16 protein-coding genes are annotated in these 17,349 nt (G+C 55.2%); 7 read left to right on the top strand and 9 right to left on the bottom strand.

Features of this window, described 5'->3' with window-relative positions:
* Window positions 1-88 precede the first annotated feature (88 nt).
* The 3 genes from JIN87_RS22205 (at window position 89) to JIN87_RS22195 (ending at window position 1,572) form a co-directional block, all read left to right on the top strand.
* On the top strand, window positions 89-379 hold the full coding sequence (locus tag JIN87_RS22205; protein WP_200357826.1) for an ArsR/SmtB family transcription factor: 291 nt from the start codon (window positions 89-91) through the stop codon (window positions 377-379).
* A 19-nt stretch (window positions 380-398) separates the two neighbouring features.
* Window positions 399-956: an NUDIX hydrolase gene (locus tag JIN87_RS22200; protein WP_200357825.1), complete on the top strand. Its 558-nt coding sequence runs from the start codon at window positions 399-401 to the stop codon at window positions 954-956.
* A gap of 166 nt (window positions 957-1,122) precedes the next feature.
* Complete coding sequence (locus tag JIN87_RS22195; RefSeq protein ID WP_200357824.1) at window positions 1,123-1,572, top strand: CBS domain-containing protein; 450 nt, start codon at window positions 1,123-1,125, stop codon at window positions 1,570-1,572.
* A gap of 43 nt (window positions 1,573-1,615) precedes the next feature.
* Here JIN87_RS22195 and JIN87_RS22190 read toward each other — a convergent pair whose 3' ends face one another.
* The 7 genes from JIN87_RS22190 to JIN87_RS22160 form a co-directional block, all read right to left on the bottom strand.
* Window positions 1,616-2,152: a MerR family transcriptional regulator gene (locus JIN87_RS22190; protein WP_200357823.1), complete on the bottom strand. Its 537-nt coding sequence runs from the start codon at window positions 2,150-2,152 to the stop codon at window positions 1,616-1,618.
* 87 nt (window positions 2,153-2,239) lie between these two features.
* Window positions 2,240-2,419, bottom strand: coding sequence for a MerR family transcriptional regulator (locus JIN87_RS22185; RefSeq protein ID WP_200357822.1), 180 nt, complete (start codon window positions 2,417-2,419; stop codon window positions 2,240-2,242).
* Window positions 2,416-5,169: an MGH1-like glycoside hydrolase domain-containing protein gene (locus tag JIN87_RS29095; RefSeq protein WP_234033562.1), complete on the bottom strand. Its 2,754-nt coding sequence runs from the start codon at window positions 5,167-5,169 to the stop codon at window positions 2,416-2,418. The genes JIN87_RS22185 and JIN87_RS29095 overlap by 4 nt, the downstream gene beginning before the upstream one ends.
* Before the next feature lie 98 nt (window positions 5,170-5,267).
* Window positions 5,268-7,205, bottom strand: coding sequence for a propionyl-CoA synthetase (locus JIN87_RS22175; RefSeq protein WP_325176405.1), 1,938 nt, complete (start codon window positions 7,203-7,205; stop codon window positions 5,268-5,270).
* Window positions 7,202-7,669 (bottom strand): c-type cytochrome, encoded by a 468-nt coding sequence (locus JIN87_RS22170; protein ID WP_200357820.1) that lies wholly within the window; start codon window positions 7,667-7,669, stop codon window positions 7,202-7,204. Before JIN87_RS22170 ends, JIN87_RS22175 begins: the two co-directional genes overlap by 4 nt.
* Window positions 7,670-8,043: 374 nt before the next feature.
* Window positions 8,044-10,209: a catalase/peroxidase HPI gene (katG, locus tag JIN87_RS22165; RefSeq protein WP_200357819.1), complete on the bottom strand. Its 2,166-nt coding sequence runs from the start codon at window positions 10,207-10,209 to the stop codon at window positions 8,044-8,046.
* Window positions 10,210-10,365: 156 nt separating this feature from the next.
* The gene (locus tag JIN87_RS22160) at window positions 10,366-12,825 is read right to left on the bottom strand and encodes a hypothetical protein (RefSeq protein ID WP_200357818.1); all 2,460 of its coding nucleotides are present in this window, start codon (window positions 12,823-12,825) and stop codon (window positions 10,366-10,368) included.
* Window positions 12,826-13,182: 357 nt separating this feature from the next.
* On the opposite strand from JIN87_RS22160, the gene JIN87_RS22155 reads away from it, so the two are divergent.
* From JIN87_RS22155 to JIN87_RS22140, 4 genes are all read left to right on the top strand, one after another.
* Complete coding sequence (locus JIN87_RS22155) at window positions 13,183-13,617, top strand: nuclear transport factor 2 family protein (protein ID WP_200357817.1); 435 nt, start codon at window positions 13,183-13,185, stop codon at window positions 13,615-13,617.
* 88 nt (window positions 13,618-13,705) lie between these two features.
* A complete protein-coding gene (locus JIN87_RS22150; RefSeq protein ID WP_200357816.1) occupies window positions 13,706-14,836 on the top strand; it encodes a histidine decarboxylase in 1,131 nt (376 codons plus the stop codon).
* Window positions 14,823-15,215 carry a hypothetical protein gene (locus JIN87_RS22145; protein WP_200357815.1) on the top strand — a complete coding sequence of 131 codons (393 nt, stop codon included), beginning with the start codon at window positions 14,823-14,825 and terminating at the stop codon, window positions 15,213-15,215. Before JIN87_RS22150 ends, JIN87_RS22145 begins: the two co-directional genes overlap by 14 nt.
* Before the next feature lie 73 nt (window positions 15,216-15,288).
* Window positions 15,289-15,840, top strand: a complete 552-nt coding sequence (locus tag JIN87_RS22140; protein ID WP_200357814.1) for an MOSC domain-containing protein — start codon at window positions 15,289-15,291, stop codon at window positions 15,838-15,840.
* A gap of 226 nt (window positions 15,841-16,066) precedes the next feature.
* Here JIN87_RS22140 and JIN87_RS22135 read toward each other — a convergent pair whose 3' ends face one another.
* The gene (locus JIN87_RS22135) at window positions 16,067-16,969 is read right to left on the bottom strand and encodes a DUF2059 domain-containing protein (RefSeq protein WP_200357813.1); all 903 of its coding nucleotides are present in this window, start codon (window positions 16,967-16,969) and stop codon (window positions 16,067-16,069) included.
* Window positions 16,966-17,328: a hypothetical protein gene (locus tag JIN87_RS22130; RefSeq protein ID WP_200357812.1), complete on the bottom strand. Its 363-nt coding sequence runs from the start codon at window positions 17,326-17,328 to the stop codon at window positions 16,966-16,968. The genes JIN87_RS22135 and JIN87_RS22130 overlap by 4 nt, the downstream gene beginning before the upstream one ends.
* Window positions 17,329-17,349 lie beyond the last annotated feature (21 nt).

Below are 17,349 nucleotides of genomic sequence, written 5' to 3'. Positions count from 1 at the left end.
GTATTGTCGAAATATAGGCAGCTGAAATGAGGTCTTGTCAAAGTAAAATTCTAGAAATATGGAAATGACAATTTGAGAGGATTGGCTTATGGATACTGAAATTGCAGCGAAGCAACTGGCGGAGCTGGGTCATGTGACTCGGCTGGAAGTTTTCCGGTATCTGGTTCGAGGGGGCCTGAAGGGGGTGCCGGTCGGCGAGTTGCAGGAGGCCTTGGGCGTGCCGGCTTCGACTTTGTCGCATCACATATCGCGACTGGTGTCGGTGGATTTGGTGAAGCAGCGTCGGGAGGGGCGTACACTTTATTGCACGCCTGAGTTTCAGGTGCTGGAGGCCTTGCTGGCGTTTATGCAGGAAGAGTGTTGTTCGAACGAGGAGTAGGCGGGCGGGACCGAGTTTTATGAAGAGGAAGGCGTTGATCGAACTGCTGGAGGGGTACGCAGCCAGGTGGCCGGGTGAGAGCGAGACTTGCGAGCGGTTTCTGGAGTTTGTGAGGAGGAACGAGGACTGTTTTGAGCGAAGCCTGCAGGAGGGGCATGTGACCGGTTCGGCTTGGCTGGTGAATCGGGCGGGAACGCATGTGCTGCTGACGCATCATCGGAAGCTAGGGGCTTGGTTTCAGCTTGGCGGGCATGCGGATGGGGAGTCAGACGTGTCGCGTGTGGCGTTGCAGGAGGCGCTGGAGGAGTCGGGGCTGAGCGAGCTCAGTTTGTTGGACGAAGCGATTTTCGACATTGATATCCATCTGATTCCGGCCCGGAAGGCGGATCCTGACCATTACCATTTCGATGTCCGTTTCGTCGTGCAGGCGACGGGGTCGGAGGCTTTCCAGGTGAGCGAGGAGTCGCTTGATCTGGCGTGGGTGGAAATCGATTCGATAAGCGATTTTACGGAGGAAGTTTCGATGCTTCGCATGGCTGGGAAATGGAAGGGACGATTGAAGCTCGAGTCCGTTTAGACGGGGTTGGGGCTGTTTTGCGGGGAGGCGGTTTTGTGTCCGTTGGGGACAGCGGGCGCTACCGTTCGGGGGAGGAATGCCACAAACTGGGGATACGGTTTGCGGTTTTGGAGATCTTTGGTAGATTAATAGGTTCAAGAATTAACCCTAATCTTATTACATGCCTATGAATACTCCAGTTTCCTCTTTGCTAACTAAGAAGTCTATCGAACTCCTTTCGGTCGCTCCAGACACCACCGTTCAAAAAGCCGTCGAGCTGATGAATCGCGTGCGCGTGGGCAGCGTCTTGGTCATGGATTCGAAGTCTCTCGTTGGAATCTTTACCGAAAGAGACGTGCTTCGAAAGATAGTGGCTGAGGGAAGGGATGCGACAAAGGTCGCGGTATCCGAGGTGATGTCGAGCCAGCTGGTGACCATTTCGCCGGATACGGAAGTGGGGCAGGCGATGGATATCGTGAGTGAGAACAAGGTTCGCCACCTTCCGGTTCTGGAGGATGGTCTGGTTGTCGGATTGATATCTGCGGGTGACCTTAACCGCCATGCGACGGAGACGTTCCGCGCGGAGGCTGGCACTTTGATGAGCTATCTGTCGGACTCCGGCGGTATCGGCTACTGAGTTGTCCAGGGGACGGTTTCTTAGCCGCTCCGAGCTTCAGATTTTATTTTTTCGATTCGGTCGATCTGCTTTTTTGGCGGATCGACCGAATTTCGTTTTCAGCGATGCCTATTGACTCCAGGAAGTCTTGATGGGCTTCGGGGGATTTCTCTTCGAAGGTTTGGTGCCATCGCATCATGTCTTCGTCACTGAGGCCCGATTCTCTCAAGAGCTCGACCCAGCGGTTCTTGTCCATGTATCGAGATCTGCGGAATGCCAGCGAGTTTTTAAGCATCGAAACGACACGGGATTGTTGTTGGCGAAGGGCTTGGATCTCGCGATTGATTTCGGAGAGTCTTTGATTGAGAGCCTTGGTGACTCGGCTTTTGGGTTTGTTGATGAGGGTTGCGATTATCTCTAGTGGGAGGCCAGCTTCGCGATAGGCGCGGATGAGCGTTAGCTGTGAATTGGCTTGTTCATCGTATAGTCGGTAGTTTGCTCCGGTGCGGGTCGTGGGAGGGAGGAGCCCGATGTCATCGTAGTAGAGGAGCGTGCTTCTTGATAGTCCGTGGCGTCGCGCGAGTTCGCGTATGGTGAGCATGGCTAAAAGCTTCTGGAGTTGTTGGACTTGAGGAAGGGGTGCCTCGCAGGCTGTACGAGGCATCCCATGTGTTTGGTGGGGCTTGTTTCAGCTCTGGCGGATAGCCGCGATCTCGTCGTCGCCGATCTGGAGAAACTCCAGAAAGCGCTGGTGAGATTCTGGGAAGCGTTTTTCCATGAGTTGGTGGAGCTTAGTCATTTGCGCGTCCGAAAGCCCGCAATCACGGAGAATCTGGACGAACGTGTCTTTGTTGAGTTCGTTTTTCATAGTGTTTTTTGAATGAGCGTTTGGTTTTTGCCGACGTCGATTTGGACAGTGTGCACTATGAGGCTGTAGTCAGGTCTAGCGATTATTTGGCTCAAGAGTATCTGTCCTTTATGAGAGTCGCCACGAGGGCGGTCCAGCCGGTTTGATGGCTGGCACCGTGACCTTTGCCGGTTTCGGGATTGAAGAACTCGTAGAACTGTTGGAGGCCTTGGTCGTGGTGGCTCATGTTTGCTCGCGCATCGCCTCCTTGCCAAGGGCGGGCCCCGTTCTTGTCGGTTTTGAAGATGCTGATTAGGCGCGTTCGGATGTCGTTGGCGGAGGCCTTGAGCGTTTGGAAGTTTCCTGAGCGGGCGGGGTACTCCACGGTTAGCGAATCGCCGTAGAAATTGTGGTATCGGTCGAGGGCGTCGATAATCAGGTAGTTCATAGGGAACCAAATGGGACCTCGCCAATTGGAGTTGCCCCCCGAAGAGGTAGGTATCCGAATCTCCAGCACAGTAGCGGAGTTCGTGGGTTTCGCCGTTTATGTTGAGGAAGCAGGGCTTCTCTTCGTGTACTTTGGAGAGAGAGCGGATTCCGTAGGGCGAGAGGAACTCGTCTTCGTCGAAGAGGTAGGAGAGTAGCCGGAGGAGACGTTCTTTGGTGGGGAGGGCGAGGAGGCGGTCGTTGCAAGACTCGGAGCTGGAGAGAGCGGTGATGCCGCTGGTGATGTCTTGTCTGTTATTTAGGTACCACTCCATGCGTTTTTGGAATCCGGGTAGCTCGTCGAGCGTGGACTTGTGAAGAGGGAGCGCTGCTATGAGAGGAAGGAGTCCTACGAGGGAGCGTATGCGAAGGGGTTGGGAGTTACCGTTTGGATACACGATCTCGTCGTAGTAGAAGCCGTCTTCTTCGTCCCACAGGCCGCGGCCGGCGAAGTGGTTGGTCGCCTCGGCGATGCTCATGAAGTGCTCGAAGAATTTTGAAGCGACGTCGGAATAGGTTTTGTCGACCGCGGCGAGCTCCAAGGAGATGGAGAGCATCTTGGAGCAGTAGAACGCCATCCAAGCCGTGCCGTCTGCTTGATGGAGTTGCGCCCCGCCAGGTAGCGGTTTGGAGCGGTCGAAGAGTCCTATGTTGTCCAGTCCGAGAAAGCCGCCTCCAAAGAGGTTGTTTCCGTTTGGATCCTTGCGGTTTACCCACCAGGTGAAGTTTAGTAGCAGTTTGCTGAATACGCGTTTTAGGAAATCGATGTCGGGGCTGCCGTTTTGCTTTCCCATCTTGTAGACTTCCCAGCAGGCCCAAGCGTGGGTTGGCGGATTCACGTCGTCCAGAGCCCATTCGTAGGCGGGTACTTGGCCGTTGGGGTGCATGTACCATTCCCTGAGGAAGAGGATGAGTTGTTTCTTGGCGAAGTCGGGATCGATCTCCGCGAAGGGGACCATGTGGAAGGCGAGGTCCCAAGCCGCGTACCAAGGGTACTCCCATTTGTCCGGCATAGAGATGACGTCGCGATTGAAGAGGTGAGTCCAGTTGTGGTTTCTGCCCTGCTTTCGGGATTCTGGAGGTTGGGCGACCGCGGGATCGCCCTTTAGCCAATCGTGAACGGAATAGTGATAGAATTGTTTGGACCAAAGAAGTCCGGCGTAAGCCTGGCGTTGGATGTCTTGTTCTTCGCGATCGGCGGAAGAGGTGAGCGAGGTATCCCAGAACGTGTCGGCTTGTTTTTTTGCTTTGTTGAACTGGGTGGTGAAGGAGCGTCCGAAGCTTTGTTTGGGCGCTTCCTTTTCCGAGTAGAGGCGGAAGTTTAGGGTGATCTCTTCGCCGGGCCGGAACGCTAGGTCATAGCGGGCCATGGCGATCGTGCCGGTTCCTTCGTGTCGAACTGCGGATGGGTCGTTGTCGATGATCCAGCGATGGAACGCATCTTTCGTGTAGGGAGTGTAGTTTTCCTCTCCATACAGCGCTCGGGTGCTGGTCTCGTTTTCGGCGAGAGCGAAGTGAGGGGCGACTCCGCTGGAGGATGGCTCTGCCTCGAAGTAAAAGGTTCCGAGCGTATCGCGTTCAAGACGAAGCTTGTTGGGGCTTTCGAGGCGAATGCTTGGTTTGAGGGAGCAACCCTCGTGTTCGCAGCCCCAGAACCAAGTGTTGCGAAACCAGAGCTTGGGTAGGGCGCTTAGTTTGGCAGGAGTCGCGGCGAGATTCTTAAAGGTGAAGGTTATGAGAATGTCGTTGGGCCCGCCTTTCGCGTATTCGATTTGGATATCAAAGCTTTTTCCGTTGTCGAAGATGCCTGTATCCAAAATTTCGTATTCCGAATCCTGGAGACCTCTTTGTCGGTTTTTCGCAATTAGATCTTGGTATGGGTAACCGGCTTGTGGGTACTTGTAGAGGGCTCTCGAATAGGAGTGGGTTGGAGTGGAATCGAGGTAGTAGTAGAGCTCTTTGTTGTCTTCGCCGTGGTTTCCTTGTTCGCCAGTGAGACCGAAGAGCCTCTCTTTTATGATCGGATCCTCGCCGTTCCAGAAGGCGGGAGTGAAGCAGAGGCGTCCTTGGCGGTCGCAAAAGCCCAGGAGTCCGTCCTCGCCCCAACGGTAGGCGCGAAGGTGGGCGTGTTCGAAGGGGAAGTGTTTCCAGGCGTCGCCGTTGGGAGAGTAGTCTTCCCGTACGGTGCCCCACTGTCGTTCTGACAGGTAGGGTCCCCATCGTTTCCAGTTTCGCTTGCGCTCTCGGTCTTCGGCCAGTCGTTGGATTTCGCTCTCTCCGATCATTTCCGGACGCTAGCCGGGAATGACTGGAAGGCAAAGCGGAATCGTGCTTTCCCGTTGTTGTGGAAAAGCTGATACTTTTTTGAGTGGGAAGATTTGGCTTACTTGACTGCTTTTGCTTCGAAGAGTTCGCGTTCGAAGAGCGCTCTGATCTCGTCCAAAACGTGGGGGTCGTCGATGGTGGCTACGGAAGGGAGTTCTTTGCCGTTGGCGATCGCTCTCAAGGCGCTACGCAGTACCTTGCCCGATCTCGTTTTGGGGAGGTGTTCGGTTATTAGGACATGCTTGAGGGAGGCGACTGCTCCGAAGGCTTCTCGAACCTTGGCCACAAGCTCTTTCTCAAGTTCGTCTGGTCCGGCGGTGAGGCCGGTCTTTGTGACGACGAGGGCAATGGGGACTTGACCCTTTAGGGCGTCGTCGATGCCGATCACCGCGCACTCCGCGACGGAGGGATTGCTGGAGATCGCTTCTTCTAGGCTGGCTGTAGACAGTCTGTGGCCAGCCACGTTTATGACGTCGTCGATGCGACCGACGATGTAGAAGTACCCGTTCTCGTCGCGGTAGGCTCCGTCTCCTGTGAGATAGTATCCCGGGTAGGAGTCGAAGTAGGACTTCTGGAAGCGTTCGCTATCTTGCCATAGGTCGATCAGGGTGCCGGGTGGAAGCGGGCAGCGGACTAGGAGGGTTCCTTCGACTTTTGGCGGGCATTCTGCCCCGTATTCGTCGACGACTTTCATCTCGTATCCACAAACTGGTTTTCCTGCTGATCCGGGTTTGATTGGCAGTAGTTCGATGCCGGTCATGTTGGCCAGCATCGGCCAGCCCGACTCCGTTTGCCACCAGTGGTCGATGACGGGGACTCCGAGGTTGCAGGAGAGCCACTCGAGGGTGGAGACGTCGCAACGTTCACCGGCGAGGAACATGTTCCTGAGAGAAGAGAGATCGTAGCGCTTCATGAGGGCGGCTTCTGGGTCTTCCTTGCGCATGGCTCTGATGGCGGTGGGGGCAGTGAAGAGAGCGTTGACATGGTGCTCTTCAACCACACGCCAGAAGGCGCCGGCATCGGGTGTTTTGACGGGTTTGCCTTCATAGAGCACGGTGGTGCATCCGCGAATGAGCGGGGCGTAGACGATGTAGGAGTGTCCGACTACCCAGCCAACGTCGGAAGCGGCCCAGAAAACGTCGCCGGGGCTCATGTCGTAGATCGTTCGCATTGAGAATTCCATGGCGACCGCGTGTCCGCCGTTGTCACGCAGGACTCCCTTGGGTTTTCCTGTGGTGCCTGATGTGTAGATGATGTAGAGCGGATCGGTTGCTTGTAGCGGGAGGCATTCCGCGGGCATCGACTTTGCGATCACGTGTTGCCAATCATGGTCACGAGACTGATTTAGGTCTGCTTTGACTTGATGTCGTTGCAAGACCACTACGCTATCTACTTCGTGCGATGCGAGTTCCAGGGCTCGGTCGACGATTGGCTTGTAGGGTATGACTCGATTGACCTCGATACCACATGAGGCGGTGAGCAGCGCTTTAGGCTTTGCGTCGTCGATCCGTTTCTGCAGTTCGTGGGCGGCGAAACCGCCAAATACTACGGAGTGTATGGCCCCGATTCGAGCGCAGGCAAGCATGGCGAAGATCGTCTCTGGAATCATGGGGAGGTAGAGGATGACTCGATCCCCTCGCTTCACGCCCAAGGCCCGAAGTGCTCCGGCAAGGCGAGAGACTTCGTATTTTAGCTCTCGATACGAGTATCTTCTTTTGGTGTCGGTTACTGGTGAATCGTAAATGATCGCGGTTTCACCTCCCCGCCCCCGATCGATGTGTCGATCGATGGCGAGGTAGGATGTATTGAGGGTGCCTCCCTCGAACCACTTCCAGTTTCCCTCCTGAGAGTACGAAAGGATTTCATCTGGTGAGGTAAACCAATCGATGTGTTTTGATTGTTCCTTCCAAAACGTCTCCGGATCGTCGAGAGACGCCGCGTAGAGAGAGTCGTATCCCTGTGTCATTGCTTGGGTTTCTTTCGTCTGTTGTTTTATGGGTAATAGCTACCAGCGAACGGGTAGTCTGGGTAGGGTGGCGTTACGACTGTGTAGTGAGATTGCAGATACTCGGTTACGTCGATCATCTGGCGAACGGTCATGGCTTTGGTTAAGTCAGGCATTAGAGTCTGACCTTGCTCGTCTTTGAATTTCGCTGAGTCTCCCTCTTTGATGGCGTGTGATGGGTAGATGATGGAGGTGACCAGCTCGGCGTAGGTTTCTACGTCTGTCACTCCACCTCCCAATTTGACGGTCATGAGTGGTTCTCCACCTGGGCGATCGAGCTTATCGGCTGCTACAGTGTGGCACTGGGTGCACCCCAGCTCGACGAAGGCGACGCGTCCTTGATCGACATTGCCGGGTGGGAGTCTAAACCCATGTGGAGAGTTCACGGTTTTCGTGCATGCGGCGAGCAACAAGACCGCGCACAGCACAACGGTTTGGCTTCGGTTCCTGTTCATATTTCCTCCTTTGCTGAACAGGGAAACTTATCCTCGTATTCGGAGAATCGCAACGTTTCCGGCGGTGTTCTAGAGCGCCGATCGAAGGATTGAAGGAGGGCTGATATCGGTATTTGAAACGCTTATATGTGTTTCGTTTGCACGCGGTCGCAGGGAGGCGTGACGCGGCGGTCCCGCCCTCCTTTGGGGATCGGTAGCGGTATGCAGATGAGCGCTACTTTGGAATCATAGTCAAAAGCAGTGGATAGCTGTTTGAGGCGAAATTGTTGGAGTTCCCACTTCAGCGGGTTTAGCGGTTGCCGCTGTTTAGGGTTGCCGCCTAAAGGCGGGACTCCAACGGTTGGGTTCTCCTCCGCTGCATTGGCTGATGAACGCTATTTTTTCACGTCGAATCGGTCTTGGTTCATGACTTTGACCCAAGCGCTTGCGAAGTCGCATACGAACTTACCTTTCGCGTCGCTGGAACCGTAGACCTCTGCTAGAGCTCTTAGCTCCGAGTTTGATCCGAACACGAGATCGACGCGTGTGGCGGTGCGTTTGATTTCGCCTGTTTTGCGGTCGCGACCGTCGAATACTTCTTCTTCGTCCGACTGTGGGAACCAGGCGACGCTCATGTCGAGCAAGTTGATGAAGAAGTCGTTGCTGAGGGTACCGGGCGAGTCCGTGAATACGCCGTGTTGCGATCCGTCCCAATTGGTATCCAGCACGCGCATGCCTCCGACCAGAACGGTCATTTCGGGAGCGGTGAGGCCGAGGAGCTGAGCTTTGTCGACGAGTAGTTCCTCGGCGGATACTGAGAATTTCTTGCGTTGGTAGTTTCGGAATCCGTCAGCGGCGGGTTCGAGCACAGCGAAGGAATCTACATCAGTTTGCTCTTGTGAGGCGTCCATGCGGCCTGGGGTGAAGGGGACGGAGAGGTCTATGCCTGCTTTATGGGCGGCTTGCTCTACCCCGGCGCAGCCTGCGAGCACGATGAGGTCGGCAAGCGAGACGTCTTTTTTGAAGTTCCGTTTTATCTCTTCCAAGGTTTCGAGTACTTTGGCGAGTTGGCTCGGCTGGTTGACTTGCCAGTCCTTTTGCGGAGCGAGTCGAATGCGGGCTCCGTTGGCACCGCCACGCATGTCTGATCCACGGTAGGTCGAAGCTGATGCCCAAGCAGTGGATACAAGCTCGGAAACGCTCAACCCGGACTCGAGAATTCTAGCCTTCAGGTCCGCGGCGTCCTTCTCGTCGATCAGCTCATGATCGACTGCGGGGATGGGGTCTTGCCAGATGAGTTCTTCTGCCGGGACTTCGGGCCCGAGGTAGCGGGATCTGGGCCCCATGTCACGGTGCGTGAGCTTGAACCAGGCGCGGGCGAAGGCTTCGGCGAACTGGTCTGGGTTTTCGTGGAAGCGGCGTGAGATCTTTTCGTATTCAGGATCGAAGCGCAGGGAGAGATCGGTGGTTAGCATGGAGGGGGCGTGGCGCTTGGAAGAGTCGTGGGCGTCGGGAACCGAGTTCGCTCCAGCTCCGTTTTTGGGAGTCCATTGATGGGCTCCGGCCGGGCTTTTGGTGAGTTCCCAATCGTAGCCGAAGAGGTTCCAGAAGAAGTTGTTGCTCCATTTGGTAGGGGTGGAGGTCCAGGTGACTTCCAGGCCGCTGGTGATGGCGTCGCCGGCTTTTCCGGAGCCGTGGGAGCTTGTCCATCCGAGTCCCTGCTCCTGTAGAGCTGCAGCCTCAGGATCGGGTCCGACTGCGGAGGCGTCTCCGGCTCCGTGGGTTTTGCCGAAGGTGTGGCCGCCAGCGATGAGGGCTACGGTTTCCTCGTCGTTCATGGCCATGCGAGCGAAGGTTTCGCGGATGTCGCGGGCGGCGGCGACGGGGTCGGGCTCGCCGTTGGGACCTTCCGGGTTGACGTAGATCAATCCCATTTGGACGGCGGCGAGAGGGTCCTCGAGATCTCGGTCGCCTGAGTAGCGTTCGTCGTCGAGCCAAGTGGTTTCCTTGCCCCAGAAGATGTCTGTCTCTGGCTCCCAGATGTCTGCTCGTCCTCCGGCGAAGCCGAAGGTCTTGAAGCCCATGGACTCGAGGGCGACGTTGCCGGTGAGGATCATGAGGTCGGCCCAGGAGATTTTGCGGCCGTACTTTTGTTTGATTGGCCAGAGGAGGCGTCGGGCCTTGTCGAGGTTGACGTTGTCCGGCCAACTGTTGAGCGGGGCGAAGCGCTGGTTGCCCGTGCCGCCTCCGCCTCTTCCGTCGCCGGTCCGGTAGGTGCCGGCGCTGTGCCATGCCATGCGGATGAAGAGCGGACCGTAGTGGCCGAAATCGGCGGGCCACCAATCTTGGGAGTCGGTCATCAAGGCATGGAGGTCTTTTTTCACCGCTTCGAGATCGAGGGATTCGAACTCTTGGGCGTAGTCGAAATCTTCGCCCATGGGGTCGGATTGTTCCGAGTGTTGGCGGAGGATGTGGAGCTTAAGCTGATTGGGCCACCAGTCGTTGTTGGTGGTTCCGGTTCCGGCGGTATGGTGAAATGGGCATTTGCTTTCTGAGGTCATAGCTAAGGTAGGTGGGTTTAGTTCTGTGGAGGAAAGACGAGCGAGCCGTTTCCGCACGTGCAAGCTAGGTGCGGATTTTCCAAATCTCGAATCGGGAGGCCGGTTTTTTCCGATTTTGTTAGAGGAACTACTTCAGTCTCTTAGCTAGGCTCGCGATCAGGCTTCCATTTCGGGAGTCGCGTGGTTGTCGGCGAATGCGATGATCTTCGCGGCGTTTCCGTTCGAGTCTTTCTCGATGACCTGGAAGGTCGCGGTGAGAAGCTTGCTACGGGTCTCCTCCGGGAAGCTCAAGCTCTTGAGATGGGCGTAGCATCCGATGGCCCGGAAGAGGGCTCGGTTGCGGCGTAGGTACTTGAAGAGGTCGAAGTGTTTGTGGACTTCGTTTTCGAAGTCTTTTCTGTCTTCGTATTCCTCTGTATCCACATGAAGGAGACGGGCGAACTCCTGAAGGCCTTTCAGGTTTTTGAAGAGGTCCTTCCGCTTTAAGCAAAGGGGGATTAGCAGGCTGTCGCGTAGGGCGGTCAGGGAGTACTTGTAGTTCTGGATCACGATCCGCTTGGAGGCTTGCCTTCCGCTCTTGGTTTTCAGGGCGCGGAGCTCGTACTTGGCGAGCATTTCGTGGCCTTGCTCTTGGAGGTCCTCGACGAGGGCTGATTTGATTTTGCTTAGCTCGGAATTGCTGAGATCTTCGGATTCGAAGGCGATGCGGGCTGCGTCTGAGTAGGCGGCCTTTCGTTTATCCAGATCGTACAGTTCTTCGCTCCAGTGGTAGGCATGGAGGGAGAGGGCGAGGGCGTCGCCCCAGAGTTCGGAGTCGTTTGGAGTGGTGGCGCCGAGCAGTTTCTCGACTCCTTCGTTGCTGAGGTGGAGCTTGCTGTTGAAGCTTAGGATTTTGCCGGCGTCTTGCTTCGCCATTAGTTTGGCGACGGCGGATTCGAGGGAAAGGAGGTCTTGCGGGAACGCGTTCCAGATACGCGCTGTATCCAGATAGTCGATAATCTCGTCGGTATCGATGACTTCGTCGTGGTTGCTTTGGTTGAGTGTGAGATCGAAGTTTAGGTTCGATATGCGTAGCTCGTCTTCGGCCTGATAGCTGTTGCCCATGGCTGTCGCTCCGGCGAAGAGGGTTTCGGCTTCCTTGCCGAAGCTGAGCTTGCGGTCGGTGTTGATGAGGAAACTGGGGAGGAGTTGTCCGGCTCGATTTTCCATCCAGGAGAAGCTTCTGCTGGTGGTGGTCGCGTTTCCGATGGCGAAGTCGCCAAAGGAGATGCCCAGGCTGAACTTGCTGATGGTCTCGGTGCTTAGCGTCTTGAGGAAGTAGCTCTCGTTTCCGTCTTTTTGCGATTTCGCGAGCGACTGGAGCCGGCTGAGTTTTCCTTTTCTTAGTTCCTTGTGGAGGGTGGTGAACTTTTCGGATGCGAGGTAGTCGCTGGGGATGGCGACGCGAATGAGCGCTTCGTTTGTCTTCACCTTTCGGTAGCTCCACTGCAGGCTGAGCTCGAATTCTTGGCGGGCGGTTTCTTCGACGTTTTTCTCGAGCGCCTTGCACCAGGTGTCGAGCGTTTGCCTGAGGTGTGCTCTTTGCTCTTGAAGGAGGTCTTCTGGGGGCTTCCCGAAAATACGGTCGCTCGCGTTGGCGAGTGCTTCCTGGAGCTCTTCCGGCAGGGATTGGGCGCTGGCGGCCCAGGATTCTAGCCGTTCGAATAGGGGGCTGGAGAGGCCGAGGATCTGGGCCCCGATTTGGGTTTTCAGATGCTTGAGCTTGGAGTTGCTTTTAGCGGACAGGGTGGACTTCGCGGATACAAGGAAGCCGGCGGCAGCGCTTAACGCGTTTCGGTGGTCTTTGCGCACCTCTACCACGAGCTGGTTGGTTTTTTCTGACTTGGAGAAGACGAGGAGGAAGCTGTCCTCGAGGGCGAAGTCCAGGTTTGAGAATATCTCAGCGTCGATCTCTACGTCGACCAGTCCGTAAGAGAGATTAAGTGCTGAAACTTTGGATACGATGGCGGAGGCGAGGGAGGTCCAGTCGACTTTTGCTTTCAGGTCGATGCTCCCGTTCCACTTCATGGCGAGGGCGTTGCCAGCTTCGATTTTGCGAATGCTTTGGGCTCGGAGAGGGGTGCGCAGCTTGGTGGCGTCGGCGATTATGGCTTGGCCTAGTTGTTTCGAGCTGTTGTGTTGGCGGTAGGCGTAGAACCCAAGCTCGAAGTCCGCTTTGGAGGAGAGGGTGGTGGGCAAGGTGGATCCCAGACTTATCGTCCCGTTGAGGCTGCCTCCTGCTTCGATGCCGTATTTGAGGTAGGGCTTTCGGTCGTCTGCCTGAAGGAGTGGGGAGGCGAGGTTTTCTGTGGCTTTGCTGGCCCAAATGCGAAGGGGATCGGGATCTCTTTTCTTTTGGTTTAGGATGGAGAGGCTCGCTTTGGCGTCCGCGGCGAAGGAGAAGCTCTCGGTGGCGTTTTCCCATTTCTTGCCGAGCGCCTTTTGGTGCTGGGTGGGGTGGGAATTGTTGCCTATGGGGAGGGCGAGGTTTGAGGGAATCGAATCGACGAGTTGCTCTATGTTTGCCCAGTTGGGGCTTGTGTCGGTGGTAGCAGGCAGGGTGGTGGGGTCAGACATGGCGAGTTGCGGTTGGAGTTCACGGTGAATAGGTGGAGCGCTTTTGCTGTCTGGGGGAGTTGGGAACCGGGTGTCTTGAGATGCGAGTTCCGTGGAGAGGGGGCCGAAGTTAAGGCAAGAGCGGGCTTTGGTCAATTTTGGCGAGCATCGGAAATCCCCTAGGCGTTGCGTGGAAAGGGAGGGAGGGTTGGAGTGGCTGTTGGCTGGGGACTGGGCTGGACAGAATCGGTGGGGCGAAGCACCCAGTTGCCTAGCGGAGGGCTGTTTTGAGGAGGGCGTGAGCGATCGGAGCTCAATTTTGACGGGTCGACTTTTTTGGCTCGGAATAAGCTTTGTATTTAGGGGACGAATACTGGAATGAAACGCTCTCTGCTGACTCTTTTTACGTTTTTCTGTTTGGCGAAGCAATTTCTCGCGCTCGCAGCCGTTGCGGAGGAGGCGAGCGAGAAGGAGTTGGGGATTGTTTTGGAGGTGTTGGACCGGTTTATGGTGGCTGGCAGGGAGGGGGATGCGGCGAGGGGGGCTCGGTTGCTGGATATGTACGAGAGCAGCCCAAAGAAGACGGTGCGGGATATTGAGGCCTATTTCAAAAGTGAGCGTGAGACCTTTTCGCGCTACGTTTCGATCGACTCGGATGTGTACGGCTTCGAATATCGCGAGAAAGGGTACCGTGGGCCGAATCTCGTTGTAGAAGGGGGAGTGGAGACGACGGGCGGTTTTACGGCTGAGTTTTCGTCTCGTCTGGTTTTGCGGGAAGGACGGTGGCGGATTTTGAACCTGGAGATCGACTAGGGGACTGAGGGCGGAATGGGGGCTTTGAAGGGTGGCTCTATATGGCGGCCTGCTCTTGCGATGTGGGTTTTCTCGGATAGGGTTGGGTGTGGCGAGGACGAAGAGTGTAGGAAGTCGTGATCGCTTGGACCGGCTTTACAAGGACTGTTGCGAGCAGTCCGATACGTTTGCTGGGTACCCTTGTAATACGGATTTCGATTATTCGGAGCTTTTCCGGTTTCTAGACTTTCCTCTGAACAATGTGGGGGATCCGTTCAATCCCTGCAGTTACCATTTGCACACTCGAGAGATTGAACGCGAGGTATTGCAGTGGTTCGCGGACTTGCTTCACGCTCCGGAGGGCGACTGGTGGGGCTATGTCACAAACGGAGGTACGGAGGGTAATCTTTATGGGCTCTATCTTGCCCGGGAGCTTCATCCGCGTGGCATGGTATATTTCTCTCAGGACACGCATTACAGTGTGAGCAAGAACCTTCGCCTGCTGCGTATGCCGCACATCATGATCAAGTCTCAACTGTCAGGGGAAATCGACTACGAAGATTTGAGGGAGACTTTGAGGATACACCGAGATGTTCCGCCCATCGTGTTTGCAAATATTGGTACCACGATGAAGGAGGGAGTTGACCGTGTGGACCTGATCCAGGAGATGCTAGATGGGCTCGCGATTCCGTCGTACTACATTCATTGCGACATGGCGTTGTGCGGCATGACTCTTCCTTTTATCGACGGGGCACCGTTTTTCGACTTTGCGGATGGGATCCACAGCTTGTCGATTAGCGGTCACAAGTTTATCGGATCGCCGGTGCCTTGCGGCGTCGCTTTGGCCTTGAAGCGCAATGTGGACTTGATTGCCAGAAGTATCGAATATGTGGGTACGCTAGACACTACGATAAGTGGCTCGCGGAACGGGTTTTCTCCTTTGATCTTATGGCATGCCATAAAGATGAAAGGGAAACGGGGATTTCGCTCTGAGGTGGCTCGGTGCATCGGGAATGCTCGCTACGCGGTGGAGCGGTTCGAGTCCGTGGGCTGGAAGGCTTGGAGGAACCCGCACTCGATAACAGTCGTTTTGGAGCGGCCTCCTGCTCGGATTTTGGACAAGTGGCAGCTCGCGGTTCAGGAGAGTACGGCGCATGTGATCGTGATGCCGCATATCGATCGGGAGAAGATCGATGCGCTCGCGGAGGATTTAGAAAGGTGCAGAAATGAAGCAAATTAGGATCGTGACTCGGTCGAGGATGGGGTTGACCGCTGAGATTGCGGAGATTCTTGGGGACAAGGGGATCAATATCGAATCGATGGATGCTGAGGAGGTGTCCGGGATGGATGTGGTGAGCTTGGAGGTGGATCGCTACAACCAGGCCTTGCATGCCTTGCGGGACGCGGGCTTCCCGGCGGTGACGGAGGATGCCCTGCTTTTGCGGGTGAAGGACGAGCCGGGGGCTTTGGCCATGGTCGCGAATCGTTTTAAGGAAGCGGATGTGCATTTGAGAAGCATCCGGATTATTCGGCACGAGCGGAATTTCGGGATCGTGGCGGTTTCCTCGGAGGATTCGGAAAAGGCGAGGCTGATCGTGAAGGACTGTTTGCTCGAGTGATCGTGTTTCAGCTCTGTGAATACGCGGCGTGGGATAGGCTTGCCCATGCCACGGCGTTGCGGTGAGCTTGGGAATGAGCTTTATCACCAAAGAGGAATTCGTGGAGCGGCTGGACTATGTGAAGGCAGCTCCCAAGGAAGAGGGATCGCTCAAGCTGATCGTGGTGCGACCCGTGTCGAACGAGCGGGAGATGCCTGCGAGTTGCTCCTTGAGCGTGGAGGAAGGGGTGGCTGGCGACCATTGGGCGAAAGGTTGCTGGAAATCGCTCCCCGATGGAAGTCCGGATCCTGCGGTGCAGATTGCGATGATGAATTATCGCGTGCTCGAGTTGATTGCCGATTCTGATGAGCGCCGCGCTCTGGCGGGAGATGCGTTGTGCGTGGATTTCGACCTATGTGATGAGAATTTGAGTACAGGTGATCGATTGCGAATCGGGGAAACAGAAGTGGAAGTGACTGACGTTCCGCATAACGGTTGTGCGAAGTTTGCGGAACGCTTCGGAAAAGAGGCTCTTGCCTACATCAATTCCGCCGAGGGTAAAGCTCTTCACCTGAGGGGGATCTATGTCAAGGTCGTATCGGATGGAGTGGTTTCTGTGGGAGACGCTGTAAAGAGGCTGGGCTAGCAGCTCTCGTGCGGAGAGGTGGGAGATAGAGGGAGCCTTTGTGTTTTTTTTTTTTTTTGGGGGGGGGGCTGCTCGATAATGTAACGAAGAAACGGATACTGTACCTGGCTCTTGTTCTCTTTTCTGCGGAGGAGGGTGGGTCGTCTGGGTTCGGTTCGTATTTGCCGTCGCTATCGCGGCTTTGATATGCGTTGTCGTTTCGTTAGAGGTAAGTCTGCTTTAGCAATCAAGATTGCTTTTTCGGTTTAAGGATGTGGCCATCCATGAGGACGACGATATCTGCGGGGGTGCCGAAGGCTGGGTAGTTGCCAAAGACGGAGCAATTCACGGAGTAGAACCATAGGGTTTTGGCTTCGGGAAATTCCAGGTCGTCGCTGTCTATTTTGAAGTTAGAAAGCGTGATGGATGTTTCCTCCCAGAATTCATCCTCGTCGATTCCGATTTGGGAGTAGTGTTCGCTGAACGCTATTCCCATGGCTTCAACTGCGGAAAGCGTGGAGCCGTCGGTTTTGAGATCGATATCCGCCCCCTCGATCGCTTCTGTTTTGGGTAGAGTGTAAACGAGCTGCTGCATGCTTCCGCTTTGAAATTCTGTTGCGGTATGTATCACGATTTCACTGTTTTCTTCTTCCGCTTTGAATTCCGGGAAGAGGTTCTCGACCTCCAGTTCGAGTTCCTTGGCTCTCTTCGTGATCATGATGTTGAGCTCCGGCTGGTGTCTCGCGGCAACGAGTTCTGAGAATCTCATAACTTCGAGGACAATCTGGTCTGACTTCTCCAGTTGCTTCTGCCCGATGGGAGTCTTGTAGAATTCGATCAGCGAACGAATTTCCTCCTCGGAGTAGGCCTCGCAAATAATCTCGACATACTTTTCCTCGAACACGTCCCAGGTGAGGTAGGTGTCTTGCCATTTGCTGAAGACGCCTTTGAAAGATTGCATCTGTGGCACTGACTCGATCTGAAGGTCGAGCGCCTCTTTTATCCCTTCGATGTAGCTCTTCTCGGCTTCCGTCTCTTTGAGGAACTGGCGTGCCAGTTCGCAGTGATCGTCCGAAAACGAAGATGCCTCGATAGAGGCTGATGACCAGGTGAGTCCGATTGCCAGAATTGCGCGTAGTACGGTATTCATAATTTAGTGGTTGGTGAAAGTATTCCTTTTCGTAAAGACCATTTCCTCTTCCCATGTGAAGGTCCAACAGCATCCAGCGTTTCCGCATAAGCTTGGCTCGGAGTAGGCGACGTCAACAATACCGTCTTCGTTGAAATCGGCAACGATTCTGGAATAGACCTTCTCTTCCGCCGAAAATACTGAATACGCCGAAAAAAAAGTATTAGAAATGAGAATACGAAGATTTTCATTTTTCTGGCTAACGCAAAGCTCAGGCGGCGGCGAGAATCGCCGTTGCCTGAAGCACCTTGATATGTGTTATTCTTTTCATCTTCTGGCTCCGGTCTCCCATAGGTGGTCAATGCAGTAAGCAACTCCATTTACGGCCTGCTTCGAGCAGT

This window comes from Pelagicoccus mobilis, from assembly GCF_016595505.1.
In the GTDB taxonomy this organism is placed as follows: domain Bacteria; phylum Verrucomicrobiota; class Verrucomicrobiia; order Opitutales; family Opitutaceae; genus Pelagicoccus; species Pelagicoccus mobilis.
This window is presented reverse-complemented; position numbering and strand designations above follow the sequence as displayed.